Source organism: Treponema socranskii subsp. buccale, from assembly GCF_024181585.1.
GTDB classification, from domain to species: Bacteria; Spirochaetota; Spirochaetia; order Treponematales; family Treponemataceae; genus Treponema_D; species Treponema_D buccale.
In genome coordinates this window covers 1,251,844-1,265,081 of record NZ_CP054258.1, presented here as the reverse complement: position 1 = coordinate 1,265,081, position 13,238 = coordinate 1,251,844, and the positions used below count along the sequence as shown (strand labels likewise).

General features: G+C 48.1%; 10 protein-coding genes. 4 read left to right on the top strand and 6 right to left on the bottom strand.

Annotated elements, in window-relative coordinates:
- The 4 genes from HRI97_RS05635 (at position 1) to HRI97_RS05620 (ending at position 5,157) form a co-directional block, all read left to right on the top strand.
- Entirely contained in the window at positions 1–1,128 is a 1,128-nt protein-coding gene (locus HRI97_RS05635; protein ID WP_253727174.1) for a glycosyltransferase, read from the top strand.
- 182 nt (positions 1,129–1,310) lie between these two features.
- A complete protein-coding gene (locus HRI97_RS05630; protein WP_253727173.1) occupies positions 1,311–2,231 on the top strand; it encodes a glycosyltransferase family 2 protein in 921 nt (306 codons plus the stop codon).
- Between the two features lie 101 nt (positions 2,232–2,332).
- Positions 2,333–4,072, top strand: coding sequence for an ABC transporter ATP-binding protein (locus HRI97_RS05625; protein WP_253727172.1), 1,740 nt, complete (start codon positions 2,333–2,335; stop codon positions 4,070–4,072).
- Positions 4,073–4,092: 20 nt separating this feature from the next.
- Positions 4,093–5,157, top strand: a complete 1,065-nt coding sequence (locus HRI97_RS05620) for a glycosyltransferase family 4 protein (RefSeq protein ID WP_253727171.1) — start codon at positions 4,093–4,095, stop codon at positions 5,155–5,157.
- A gap of 47 nt (positions 5,158–5,204) precedes the next feature.
- Here HRI97_RS05620 and HRI97_RS05615 read toward each other — a convergent pair whose 3' ends face one another.
- The 6 genes from HRI97_RS05615 to HRI97_RS05590 all read right to left on the bottom strand — a co-directional run bounded on the left by HRI97_RS05615 (position 5,205) and on the right by HRI97_RS05590 (position 13,115).
- Positions 5,205–5,966, bottom strand: a complete 762-nt coding sequence (locus tag HRI97_RS05615) for a tetratricopeptide repeat protein (RefSeq protein ID WP_253727170.1) — start codon at positions 5,964–5,966, stop codon at positions 5,205–5,207.
- Positions 5,966–7,000, bottom strand: coding sequence for a uracil phosphoribosyltransferase (locus tag HRI97_RS05610; protein ID WP_038081520.1), 1,035 nt, complete (start codon positions 6,998–7,000; stop codon positions 5,966–5,968). Before HRI97_RS05610 ends, HRI97_RS05615 begins: the two co-directional genes overlap by 1 nt.
- Before the next feature lie 68 nt (positions 7,001–7,068).
- On the bottom strand, positions 7,069–7,947 hold the full coding sequence (locus tag HRI97_RS05605; RefSeq protein ID WP_253727169.1) for a TP0453 family lipoprotein: 879 nt from the start codon (positions 7,945–7,947) through the stop codon (positions 7,069–7,071).
- The gene (ileS, locus tag HRI97_RS05600) at positions 7,934–11,116 is read right to left on the bottom strand and encodes an isoleucine--tRNA ligase (protein WP_253727168.1); all 3,183 of its coding nucleotides are present in this window, start codon (positions 11,114–11,116) and stop codon (positions 7,934–7,936) included. Before ileS ends, HRI97_RS05605 begins: the two co-directional genes overlap by 14 nt.
- A gap of 159 nt (positions 11,117–11,275) precedes the next feature.
- The gene (locus HRI97_RS05595; protein WP_253727167.1) at positions 11,276–12,118 is read right to left on the bottom strand and encodes an Rpn family recombination-promoting nuclease/putative transposase; all 843 of its coding nucleotides are present in this window, start codon (positions 12,116–12,118) and stop codon (positions 11,276–11,278) included.
- A gap of 472 nt (positions 12,119–12,590) precedes the next feature.
- Positions 12,591–13,115 carry a nitroreductase gene (locus HRI97_RS05590; RefSeq protein ID WP_253727166.1) on the bottom strand — a complete coding sequence of 175 codons (525 nt, stop codon included), beginning with the start codon at positions 13,113–13,115 and terminating at the stop codon, positions 12,591–12,593.
- Between the last annotated feature and the right edge of the window lie 123 nt (positions 13,116–13,238).

Here is a 13,238-nt window from a genome sequence, read left to right as displayed (position 1 = left end):
GTGAAAGTTGCGATCGTACACGACTGGCTTGTCACTTACGGAGGTGCGGAATCCTTTGTCGAATTGCTTTTAAAAATCTATCCCGACGCCGACATCTTTACGCTCGTATACGATAAACGAAAAATCGGAAATCATTTTCTAAACAATACAATTTTCACGAGCCCGCTTCAAAAGCTTCCGTTCGCGACGAAGCTGTACACAAAGCTTTTAAAATTTATGCCGAAAGCATTCGAATCGTTTGACTTTTCAAACTACGATCTCGTCATCTGCTCGTCTTCATCGTGCGCAAAAGGCGTCATCACGCCGCCCGATGTGCCGCACATCGCATACGTACATACGCCGATGCGTTACGCGTGGGATCTCTTTTTCGATTACCGAAAGCGAAGCGGCCGCATCACCCGTTTTTTTATGGACAAATGGATGAGCGAAATCAGGGCATGGGATTATATTTCCAGTCAGCGTATCGATAAAATAATCGCCAATTCGAAATACATCTCGCGGCGAATCAAAAAATTTTGGAATCTGGATGCCGAAGTAATCTATTCGCCGGTAAATCTGAAAAGATTTACGCCGATAAAAAATCCGTCTCTCGATTATTACGTCGCCTTTTCGCGCCTCGTTCCGTATAAGCGAATCGATATCGCTTTAGACGCCTGCAAAGCGCTCGGAAAAAATCTCGTCGTCATCGGTTCGGGCTCGGAAGAAAAAAGGTTAAAAAAACGCGCGGCGGGTGCAAAAAACATCACGTTTACCGGCAGGATAAGCGATGAAAAACTGTGCGCATACCTGCAAAACTGCAAAGCGCTCATCTTTTGCGCGGAAGAAGATTTCGGACTTGTGCCGCTTGAAGCACAAGCCTGCGGAAGGCCCGTCATCGCCTACGGAAAAGGCGGAGCTTGCGAAACGGTCGAAGACGGAGAAACCGGTGTCTTTTTTTCGGAACAGACGGCAAGTTCCGCACAAGCGGCGATCGAACGCTTTGAAGCGCTCGATAAAAAGGGTGCATTTAAAAGCGAAACAATCGCACAACACGCCGCCTCCTTTTCCGAAGAACGCTTTATCCGCGAGTTCAAAGCGGCCGTTGAAAGCGCGCAAAAAACGCTGAAACAGCAAACGGTTCACCAATAACAGCGCACATGGGCGACACGACGGGAATACTCATTGCGCAGCCCTTATTTCTGTGTTACTATAATCCGCCATGAAATTATATAACTATATCTGCGCAGGACTTTTCGCTTCGATATCGGTATTTTCAATTTTTTCACAGTTAATCGCTAACTAAAAAATAATTTTATTACAGGACCGGAAGGATGGACGTTTCCGTTATCATCGTAAATTACAACACCCGTGAACTCACAAAAAACTGTCTCCTGTCAATATATGAAAAGACACAAGGGATAAACTTCGAAGTAATTGTCTCAGACAACGGTTCCAAAGACGGTTCTCAGGATATGATCCGCACGGAATTCCCGCAAGTCAGCTTAATAGAAAATAATGCAAATCTCGGCTTCGGAACGGCAAACAACCGCGCCCTTGCCGCCGCCAAAGGAAAATACGTTTTTTATTTGAACAGCGATACGATTTTATTAAATAATGCGGTAAAAACATTTTTTGATTACTGGGAAAATGCAATCGATAAGGATACAATCGGTGCGCTCGGGGCAAACCTGCTCGATACACAGGGGCATATCATTCATTCATACGGAGATTTTCCCGATATCGATTCCGTTATGAAAGATACGATAAAAGCCCTGTACGGGACGTTTAAGCTCACACTACTCAATGTTTTATTTCGAAAACGGATATTCTCGTATAATCAGAATTCGCCGAAAGAAAAACTACTCGGCGAAGTAGACAGTATAATCGGTGCGGATCTTTTCTTAAAAAACGATGAATATGCGTATTTTGACGAGCGTTATTTTATGTACTGCGAAGAAACGGATCTTCAATACCGGCTTGCGCGGCAAGGAAAAAAGCGGCTTTTAATCGACGGTCCCAAGATCATTCATCTGAACGGCGCGTCATCAAAAAAAGAGATACCGGATACTGTTCGCATATTTTCAACTTTTTCTTTTATCAATTATAATTTATCGAGGATTTATTTTTTTCGAAAACACGGCGCAAACCGTTTTAAACTTTTTATTATAAAAACAGCATTGTTTTTCATCTGGTTGAATCCGCTCCTGTTCCCGAAGACAAAACGCTATATACCGAAGTTGCTTAGGACATAAGTCTGACAAAATCCCAATTTTAGGATATACTTCCGTATCAGTTCAGATAAGGAATCGGATGCGGTAAAAACGACCGGCAACCGGCAGCGGATAACAAAACCATGAAATCTTTTTTGAAAATATTTACAATCCTTACTCCCAAACAGATGCGTATGTGTTTTATACTCATCTGTTTTATGTTTATCGGTGCGGCATTCGAAGCGGTCGGTATCGGTGCGCTCTACCCTCTCATAAATATCATCGGCCGGCCGGACTGGCTTGAAAACCACAAAAAGATTTTCGATATCATTTCCGTTTTCGGAATAAAATCGCATCGGAGCTTTATCGTTTTGTGTGCAGGTGCTCTTATCGTTTTCTATTGTGTAAAAAGTCTTGCGCTTATTATTCAGACAAAACTGCATCTTCGCTTTTCGCTCGATAATCAAAAAGACTACACGGAACGTCTCTACGCCTATTATTTACGAAAGCCGTATCTCTACCATGTAAGCATCAATTCTTCCGTGCTGCAGAGGAACATAACGGCGGGCGGACGCATCGTTTTCGCCGATATTCTCGTCTCCGCACTGTCGGTTATAACCGAAGTGATAACGGTTTTTATCATCTGGATCATGCTGCTTGTAATGGATTGGATCATCGCGCTCGCATCTCTGTGCGTCATCGCGCCGCTCATCATATTGATTTTAAAATATTTCAGAAAACGCATCACCAGACAGGGTGAAATTCAAAACGTCTGCATGGCCGACTATACGAAATGGCTTTTGCAGGGCTTGGGTTCCGTCAAAGAAACCAAAGTGATGCAAAATGAAAACTACTTTTGTAAAATGTTTTCCGCCGCTTATACGAAATACTCCGATACGGCGCGGGAATTCATGTTTATCGATAAGCTGCCGCGCGTCATTGTCGAGCTTACGGGTGTGTGCGGCATACTCCTGCTCGTAATCGTAAAAATCATGGCGGGAGTCGATCCTCAGTCGATCGTACCTTCCCTCGGCGTTTTGGGGCTTGCCGCAGTGCGTCTTATGCCGAGCGTCAACAGAATCATCAGTTTGTTCAATACGATAAAATTCAATATGCCGCTGTTCAACGAAATGTACGACGACCTGCTCGCAATCAAAAACGAAAAAGATAAAGATGAGCAAAAGCGCTTGCATGCGGCCGTAAAAAAAATGTCCTTTGATAAGGAAATCACCGTACGGGATCTGACGTTTTCCTATCCGAACACGAAAAAGACCGTATTCAAAAATATTTCTTTTTCAATTCCCAAGGGAAGCTTCGTCGGAATCGTCGGCGCGTCGGGCGCGGGAAAGACGACATTTGTCGACATACTGCTCGGACTTCTGCCGCCCGAAAGCGGAGCGATCCTCGTCGACGGAAAAAATATTTACGACGATATTTCGTCATGGCTTTGCAATATCGCGTATGTGCCGCAGTCGATCTATTTGATCGACGGTTCGATCCGCGAAAATATCGCACTCGGTATTCCGGCGGACAAAGTTTCCGAAGCACGCATACGCAAGGTATTGAAAATGGCGGAACTTTCCGATTTTGTCGAAACGCTGAGTGAAAAAGAAAATACGCGGGTCGGAGAGCGCGGCGCACTGCTTTCCGGCGGACAAAAGCAGCGCATCGGAATCGCGCGGGCATTGTATGCAAACCCGTCGGTACTCGTTTTGGATGAAGCGACGAGCGCTCTCGACAACGAAACGGAAAAAAGCATAACGTCGACAATACTGAAATTGAAAGGCGAAATAACGATCATTTCGATAGCGCACCGGCTTTCGACGCTCGAAAACTGCGATTTTAAAATTAAAATCGAAAACGGTAAGGCTTGCCGGGTGTGAGTTTCCTTGGAGTAAAAACTATGAACATTGCAATCAACGGACTTTTCTACAGCGACAGACTGACCGGCATAGAACGGTTTGCGCATGAAATCACAAAACGCTTGGACGCGCTTTCCTCTCCGAACGAATTCACGCTCGTCCTCCCGCCTGCGGCATCGACGGATGTTCCCCGATTTAATAATCTGCGTACGGTTAGTCTTTTTAAAATCCCATTTTTTTCAATAAATAAAATCAAACTCTATCTCTATCTGCTTGCAAATCCTTCGGTTTGCCTCGACTACGGAAACAGAACACCGTTTTTGGGACACAATATCGTTTTTTTACATGACATCTACTGCCGCGTCTTTCCGGAAGATTTTCGTACGGCAAAAGACAAATATATCATGAAGAAAACGTGTAGGATGTATAAGCGCATCGCCAAAAAAGCGCGCCTCATCTGTACCGTGTCGCACTTCAGCAAAAAGCAAATTATGGATTACTACGGCGTACCCGAAGAAAAAATCCGCGTTATCTACTCGGGTTCAAATCACATGGATGCGATACAAGAAGATGAAAGCGTCTTTGAAAAGATCGGCGGATTGAAAAACAAAGAATTTTATTTTACGCTCGGAAGCCTTTCGCTCCGGAAAAATCTCAAGTGGATCATGGAGCATGCGGAGCTTTACCCGAACGAACTTTTCGTCGTTTCGGGTGCGATGCTTAAAAACGTTATCCCTCCCGAACTTGAAAAAATAAAATCATTAAAAAATATCATCCTTGCAGGTTATCTTTCAGACGGCGAAGTGAAAGCACTCATGAAAAAATGTAAAGCCTTCGTGTTTCCGTCGTACTTTGAAGGCTTCGGATTGCCGCCTCTCGAAGCGCTTTCTTGCGGCGCGCCCGTCATCATCTCGAATGCCGCGAGTTTACCCGAAATATACGGAGATTGCGCGCACTATATCGACCCCTTTAAGCCGGACGTCGATTTGGATGCGCTTCTTGCAGAACCCGTTTCATCCCCCGCCCCTCTTTTCGAAAAATATTCGCTCGACAATTCGGCAAAAAAATTATATGAAATTTTAAAAGAGATCGAAGGCGAAAGGTAAACGGCCCCCTGACACAAATCCGCTTTATATGCGGTACTGCGCGGACTTCAGAGCTTCCGTTTTACCGCCGATGCGTTTGTATCCGCAGAAGCCTCACCTTTTACCGCATCTGCACTTTTGTCCGCGCCGCTTCCGTCGGCAGCTCCGCTTTTATCCGCAGGAGCTGAGGTCTTATCCGCTGCGTTTCCTTCCGAAGCTTCGTCTTTTGTATCCGCAGAGCCGCCTTTCGAAGCTTTTTCATCGGCCGCCTTTTTCGAATCGGTCAAGCGCTTTTCGTAATCGGCAAGGGATGCGCTTTCGGGAAACCGTTCTTTTAAGAGCGCGATCGCTTCTTCCGCGCCGGCCGTATCTTTTTGAGAAAGCAAAACGGCGATGAAGTTTACGAGCACCGTTTCGTTTTGCGGATTTTCATCGACGAGCGTTTTATACGCCGCCTTTGCGCCTTCCAGATCGCCCGACATCGCTTGTATGTACGCAAGCGACATCCGTATGCTCACGTTTTGAGCGTCGCGCTCGAGCAGCCGTTTGTAGATTTTTTCGGCTTCCGTCCAATTTTTCGACAGCGCGTACATCCTGCCCAATTTGTATACCGCAGTCCAATAGAGGCTTTCGTCCTGCATTGCACGCTTATAGTAAGGAGCGGCTTTATCGTATTTTTCGAGTTCGGCGTACGCATCGGCGATCGCCATGTATTCGGCGGCAAGGGATGAGCGGGTGACGGCAGCTTCTCCGGGGATCGGAAAATGCGCGCCCGTTTTGCACGAAACGACAAACAACGCCGCTAAAAGGACAGCCGCTTTCCGCATCATCAACCCAACACCGTCTGTTCGATTTTGTACAGCTGCGATCGGTACAAACCTGCGATATTGCTTCCGTAATCGGCGATGAGCTGCATGATATTGCGCGGCGAATCTTTTGCGTCCGTGCCGTTCAAGCGGTCACCCGCATCCCCCAAGCCCGGCATAATGTATGCGGACGTGTTGAGCGCGGGATCGAGCCACAGCGTATAGCACGTGCAGTTTTCGAGGGCGCGCGTAACGCGGATACTGCCTTTGAGCGCGGAAATCGTGTTAAAAAATTGAATCGATTTCGGACGGACACCCTGTCCCTGCAGATATTTTACGACGGTGACGAGAGAGCCGCCTGTCGCATTCATCGGGTCCGCGAAAATCAAATCCTTTCCGTCGAGTTCTTCGAGATTGAAAAAAGATTTTTTCAAATTCAAAACGTATTCCATATCCGCTTCCGATTTTTGATCGTTACGGCTGATTTTAAAAAGCGCAAAGGGCGTTACGTAATCATGCGACGAATACTCTTCGATCTCTTTCGATATGATCATGCTCGGAAGCAGTGCACCGCGGAGCATGACACACATCACGGCGTTTTCGATTTTCGAATCGATATCGGGTATTTTGTGGACGGCGTAATTCTGCACCGGATAGGTTACCGGCGTTTTGACGATCATATAATTTTTTTTCGACGAATGCGCGTCGGTGTACGCCATACGAAACAGCATTTCATACGCGCGTTGGCTGTAATAGATAAATTCCTGATGGCTCGTATTTATATCGCGCAGTTTGGAGATGACGCGGGACGCTTCGGCGTGCGCACCCTCTTCGGTGACGAAAGAATAGACGCGTATGTGCGGGTGTCCGGCGCAGATTTCCTGCATTTTGTGTCCCATCGCGTTGAACGCATCGATGATCTTTTGTTTGTTTACGGGATCGAACGACTTCATCGTTTCTTTGTACATTTTATCGAGCTCATCCAAATCGATTTGATCCTGCCGCGTCAAGTACCCGTCGAGGTCTTCCGCTTTTAAGATAACTTCATCGCCTGCCATAGTTCCTCCGCGATCGCCTAAAATTTCAAAGCCGCGCCGATTTTTCATTCGGCTTCTGCGGCATATTTTTACAAAACGAACAATTTATACAGCTGCCGCTTATTGATCCGAATACCCGACACCGTAATATTCGTCGGCGAATTTCTCGTCGTTTGCGCATTCGTCAAACCGAATGCAAGAGAGAGCATCGCCTCCCCCGCGCGCACGACATTTTTATTATTAAAATCGAATTCGATCGACATGAGATACTGATCTTCATGCGCGCTGTCGCCTATCATCGCGCCTTTGACGTAGTTGAGCTGCAGATTTAAATTCGTGCCCGTGAGGATCGTCAAAAACGAAAGCGGGTTCGGCGCGTAAAAACGTATTTCGCTCCCCGACACATTGAGCCAGTCGAACACTGCATCGCTTACATTGTGCGAAAGGCTCCCTCCGTATGCGTGAGCATCAAAAGCGGAAAGCATGGGCCTCACGTCGTTTGCGGCGCAGACGATACTCGGCGACGGAAAAGCGAGAGAAACGCCGGTCGACGCATAATAAATATACGGACGTATGCTTCTTTCGGGTATATGGGTTTCGATTTTCCACTGTGCGCTTTTCAGCAATAAGGCTCCTGCCGTCCGTCTCGGAATATTTCCGGAAACGGCGGCTTCGACCGAAAAACTCGTTTTCGTCCTCGTGAGCGCGGCGTAAATCGTATCGATTCTTCCTGTAATGAGCTTCGCATCGCTTTCGGAAATATGCTCTGCGCTCGCCCTCAAAATCCGCTCGACGAGCTCTTCGTCCGTTTTTTTCGGGATCCGCATATAAAACGCCGCTCCTCCCGAAAGCAAATCCAGAGGATTGACTTCCGCTCCTTTCGGAAGCGACGCACAGGATCCCAGAAGAACGATGATGAGAGAAGCAAAAACGGCCGCATATACGGACTGCAAATTACGCCTTTTCAATTTGTACCTTCCACAGTTTATCTTCGGCTTCGACGTTCTTTCCCGAAAGGGAGGCGAGCCAAGAAGACGAAACGGCGAGCGTTTCGTTTTCGATAAAGGGTGCAAAGAGTTCGTACGCGGATTTGAGTTCCGCATCGCCTGAAAGCGAAAGACGGATCCGATCGGTAACGGCAAAACCGCTTTCCTTTCTGAGATTTTGTATGCCGCGCACCAAATCGCGCACCCAGCCTTCTTTTTTAAGTTCGTCGGTAATCTTCGTGTCCAAGCCCACCGTCAGCGTACCGTCGTTGAGCACTTTCAAATCGTCTTTTTCGATGCGCTCGACATTCACTTTCGTGCCGTCGAGGTCGATGCTCTTCCCTTCGACTTCGATCGTCAATTTCGAACCGTCGAGGATCGTTTGAATGGCTTCGTGATCGAGAGAAGCGATCTTTGCGGACGCCTCTTTCATGAGCGGACCGATTTCTTTTCCGAGTACGCGGAAATTCGCCTTCGCCCGGTATTCGACCAGTTCGTCTTCCCGTTCGTGAAAGATGATGCGCTTGACGTTGAGTTCTTCGCGTATGGAATCTTCCATTTCGGCAAGCACTTTTTTTTCTTCGGGATCCCGCGTTACGAGAGCCGCGCTTTCAAGCGGCTGGCGGTTTTTTATATTGAACTGATTTCTGAGCGCGTGTCCCATCGAAACGGCTTTTTGCACCGCTTCCATTTTAAACTCGAGCGCTTCGTTCCGCAGCTTTTCGCCGTATGCGGGATAGTCTTCGAGGTGTACCGATTCTTTATCGCTTTTCGTGCGGAGATTTTGCCAAATCGTTTCGGTGATAAAGGGAATAAAGGGACACGCGGCGAGCGCAAAAGTTTTGAGCGCAATGTACAGCGCCGCGTACGCTTCCTTTTTATCGCGGTCGTTTTCGCTTTTCCAAAAACGGCGGCGGTTTCGTCGGATATACCAGTTGTTGAGTTCGTCGATAAAATGCACGATGGGATCGATCGCGCCGGAAAGGTCGTAGGAGTCGAGCGAAGCGCTCACGCTTTTGACGAGCTTTTGCGTGATCGAAAGGAGCCACGCATCGAGCGGATTTTGCGGAAGCGCTTCATCGAATTCATGTCCGTCGGGGGAGATGCCGTCGATATTCGCATACTGCACAAAAAAGCTGTAGCTGTTCCACAGCGGGATGACGATGCCTTTTAAAATATCGCGCACGCCGTCGTCCGAATAGCGAAGGTCGTCCGCTTTGACAACCGGAGAGTGCATGAGAAAGAGGCGTATCGCGTCGGCGCCGAATTTTGAAATCGCTTCTTCGGGATCCGTGTAATTGCGGAGACTCTTCGACATTTTGCGCCCGTCCGAAGCGAGCACGAGACCGCTTACGATACAGTTTTTAAATGCGGGGCGATCGAAGAGTTCGGCTGCGAGCACGGTGAGCGTATAAAACCAGCCGCGCGTTTGGTCGAGACCCTCCGAAATAAAATCCGCCGGAAAATGCTTTTCGAAATACTCTTTATTTTCAAAGGGATAATGATTTTGCGCATAAGGCATGGAACCGGATTCGAACCAGCAGTCGAGCACTTCGGGAATGCGCTTCATTGTACCGCCGCAGCTTTTGCACGGAATCGTAATCTTGTCTACGAACTGTTTGTGCAAATCTTCGGGATAGACGCCCGAAAGCGCTTTGAGCTCTTCCCTGCTTCCGACACAGATCGATTCTTTGCACGAATCGCACTTCCAAATCGGAATCGGATTGCCCCAAAAGCGGTTTCGGCTGATCGCCCAATCGCGCGCGCCCGAAAGCCATTTTCCGAACCGCCCGTCTTTGATGTGCGGCGGCCGCCAATTGATTTGGGCATTCGCTTTGAGCAATACGTCGCGCTCTTCGGAAACTTTTACGAACCAGCTTCCGATGCTGCGGTAGATGAGCGGTGAAGCGCACCTCCAGCAATGAGGATAGGAGTGCACGATCGTTTCCCGTTTGACGAGTTTTCCTTCGGCTTTCAAACGCGACATGATGTCTTTATCGCAGTCTTTTACGAAGCGGCCTTCGTAATCGGGCACTTCATGCGTAAAGCGGCATTCGGCGTCGATCGGTTCGGCACAGGGAATACCCGTACCCTGAAAAAGCTTGCTGTCGTCTTCGCCGAAGCCGGGCGCCGTATGAACGATGCCCGTACCGTCTTCGGTCGAAACGAAGTCCCCGTTGAATATTCTGAACGCGCCGGCCGATCCGTCGTCCATTACCGCGAAATGTTTAAAATACGGAAAAAGCGGTTCGTAGGTCGCGCCTAAAAAATCGCTTCCCTTTCGGGTATAGACGATCGAATACTCTTTTTCGTCTTTATAATATGCACCGAGGCGCGCCGCCGCAAGGATATAATAATCGCCTGAAGCGGTATCGCGCACTTTAACGTAATCGATATCCGGCCCCATCGCAAGACCTTCGTTCGACGGAAGCGTCCACGGAGTCGTCGTCCACGCAAGAAAATACGTGTTTCCGTTTGCAAAATCCGCATCGTCTATGGCATCCGGAGCTTTCGTCGCCTTAAACCGCACCGTAATCGCAGGGTCCTGCACGTCCTTATAGCCGAGGGCGAGTTCGTGATTCGAAAGAACCGTCGCACAGCGCGGGCAATACGGCAGGATATAGCTTCCTTCGTAGATGAGATTTTTATCCCACAGCGCTTTTACGACCCACCAAATCGATTCCATGTAGTCGGGCATCATCGTTTTATAATCGTTGTCGAAATCGACCCAGCGCCCCATGCGCGTGATGATCCTCCGCCACTCGTCCGTATAGCGCAGCACGCTCGCACGGCATGCATCGTTGAATTTTTCGACGCCGTAAGCTTCGATTTCGTGCTTAGAATTGATGCCGAGTTCTTTTTCGATTAAATTTTCAACGGGAAGCCCGTGACAGTCCCAGCCGAAGCGGCGTTCAACTTTTTTCCCCTTCATCGTCTGATAGCGCGGGATAATGTCTTTGATCGTCGAAGGAATAAAATGCCCGAAATGCGGCAATCCCGTCGCAAACGGAGGCCCGTCATAAAACACATATTCTTCAGCGCCTTCGCGCTGTGCGAGGGACTTTTTAAACGTATCGTTGTCCCGCCAAAACTTCAGAACCTCTTCTTCCTGCTTGGGAAAGTCCGCTTTCGGATTTACCGGTGTATACACAAAACGCCTCTATAGTTAAAGTGGAAAATAGTATACAGGAAAAAGGGAAAAATTGCTAGAGCGCGCGATTTCTCTATGAGAGAAAAACGGCTTGGCCGTCACGGAAATCAATTTTTACCTAAAAGGTCGGATGTCGAGCTTTTTAAAAAGCAAATACTATTACAGTTTTTCGATTTCCGCTTCCGAGAGACCGGTCGCTTTCGCTATCATTTCAACGTCCAGCCGCATATCCGATAAAATTTTTGCCGTCTCTCGCTTTGCCTGATACGATCCCGCAACGATACCGTCTTCCCTGCCTTTGCGCATTCCCTCAGCAACGCCCCGCTCAAAGCCGATCTTTTCACCTGCCATGCGTAAGTCATCTTCCCGTATATTCAACGACATATACCAGCTCCTGAACTTTTCGTTCCGTTTCGCTTTTTCGACAAGCGCATCAATCCGCTGCGTAAAACCGCTCGTCGCCCGCCTCTCGCAAAGATACTGCAGCAAGGCGCTCAATTCAGGCTCATCTTCTTTACCGTAGGCACCCACATTATAAAATACTTTATACGATTTGTCATCAAGAAAAAGCGTGCCGTCGGCGGTACATACGTTGCGGAACTCGTAGACAGGCAGGCCTTTGTCGAAGGGATCCTGCGTACAGATAAAGATGACATAGCTCTCTTTCAGGTCGGCATAGCTTTGGCCGCGCAAAAGGTTATCGACATCCATGAGACTTTGATAATAACGCGTACGCTTGGGAAGAGAAGGCGGGATCGATGTTTGTATTTCGATATCGAAAACGCGATCGGAATCGGAAACGTAGACGTCGAGGCGTATACCCTTGCTTTCGTAAAACGGTGCTATCGTTTTTTGCAGGGAGGGATATTCGATTTTACCGACTTTGATATGCAGGAGCCGTTCGATGACGCCCTTACATATAAATTGATTTTTCATGACCGTGCCGAACATAAAGTCATCGGTAAAGGTGAGTTCTTCGACGGGTTTATGAGTATATTCCATAGCTGCACCTTCGATTGTTGAGATAGCGCGGCAAGGAAGTCGCTGATCTATATATCGCCGATAAAGTAATAAATTACGCGCTTTTTTATGAAAATAAACGAAAACATCGCATCCTGTTGCGGGGAACTTCGCTCAATGTACGGTACGGTGGTATCGTGTCTCCGTATGAAATGGAAAACTCAATACAGCCTCATTACCCCGTTAGAAAATATCCATTGAAAATTGATTTCCATGATTTTGAGCGATTCCGCGCAGCAGTCGTTCGCGGCACACTCCGCCGGCAACCGTATCGCACCCGTTACTGCGGATAAAGCGTCCCGTTCAAGCGAAATCCCTCTTACAAACGTATACTTTTATAGACATATTAAGACAATTTTTAAGCTAAATCGCTATTAACAGCCGATTTTTATCAGGTATCGCACTATTACCGTCTAAAATCGTATACAGGTTACGAACCTTTGTGAAGTACGGTTTATTCGGCATAAAATACGCGGCCCGCCCTTCGCGGCGGCATTTCGCGCTCGGCTGCAGGTATGCCCAATACGCAGTGACCGATCCCTTCGAATTCGCCTGCAATACCGAGTTCTTTTAAAATCGCTTTTCCCTCGTCGCTTTCGAATTCTTCCCGTGCACGATGAATCCAGCAGCTTCCGATTTTGAGCGCATGTGCGGCGAGCATCATATTTCCGATGACGAGACTTCCGTCGTAGACGCGGTTCGGCCAATTTTTATCGGCAAGCACGATGAGCACGACGGGCGCTCCGTAAAACGGATCGAAGCCCTCGTTCCAGCCGCCGACTTTGCGGTTCATCTCCGACAATCTGTCGCGGAGTTTTTTATTTGTCACGGCGACGACGATCGGCATTTGCTTTCCCATCGCGCTCGCGGCATAGAGCCCCGCTTCGATCACGCGATCGACGATCTCTTTCGGTACGGCATCGCTTTTAAAACTCTTTGTGCTCCGCCGCGCTTTTATCGCATCGATGATTTCGTTCATACATCCTCCATAAAAACTTTTGCAGGAAGTTGCAACTTCCGAAAAAGTTTTTAGTCGTGCGCGCGCCTCGCAACGAGCGCGTAAGCGCGAAGTTTCCAGCGGCGCACACGTTCAATAATCGAG

Bases quoted from the DNA above. Each gene is read 5' to 3' on its own strand.
- HRI97_RS05630 (WP_253727173.1), top strand. From the start codon at position 1,311: ATGGACGTTTCCGTTATCATCGTAAATTACAACACCCGTGAACTCACA.
- HRI97_RS05625 (WP_253727172.1), top strand. From the start codon at position 2,333: ATGAAATCTTTTTTGAAAATATTTACAATCCTTACTCCCAAACAGATG.
- HRI97_RS05620 (WP_253727171.1), top strand. From the start codon at position 4,093: ATGAACATTGCAATCAACGGACTTTTCTACAGCGACAGACTGACCGGC.
- HRI97_RS05615 (WP_253727170.1), bottom strand. From the start codon at position 5,966: ATGATGCGGAAAGCGGCTGTCCTTTTAGCGGCGTTGTTTGTCGTTTCG.
- HRI97_RS05610 (WP_038081520.1), bottom strand. From the start codon at position 7,000: ATGGCAGGCGATGAAGTTATCTTAAAAGCGGAAGACCTCGACGGGTAC.
- HRI97_RS05595 (WP_253727167.1), bottom strand. From the start codon at position 12,118: ATGGAATATACTCATAAACCCGTCGAAGAACTCACCTTTACCGATGAC.
- HRI97_RS05590 (WP_253727166.1), bottom strand. From the start codon at position 13,115: ATGAACGAAATCATCGATGCGATAAAAGCGCGGCGGAGCACAAAGAGT.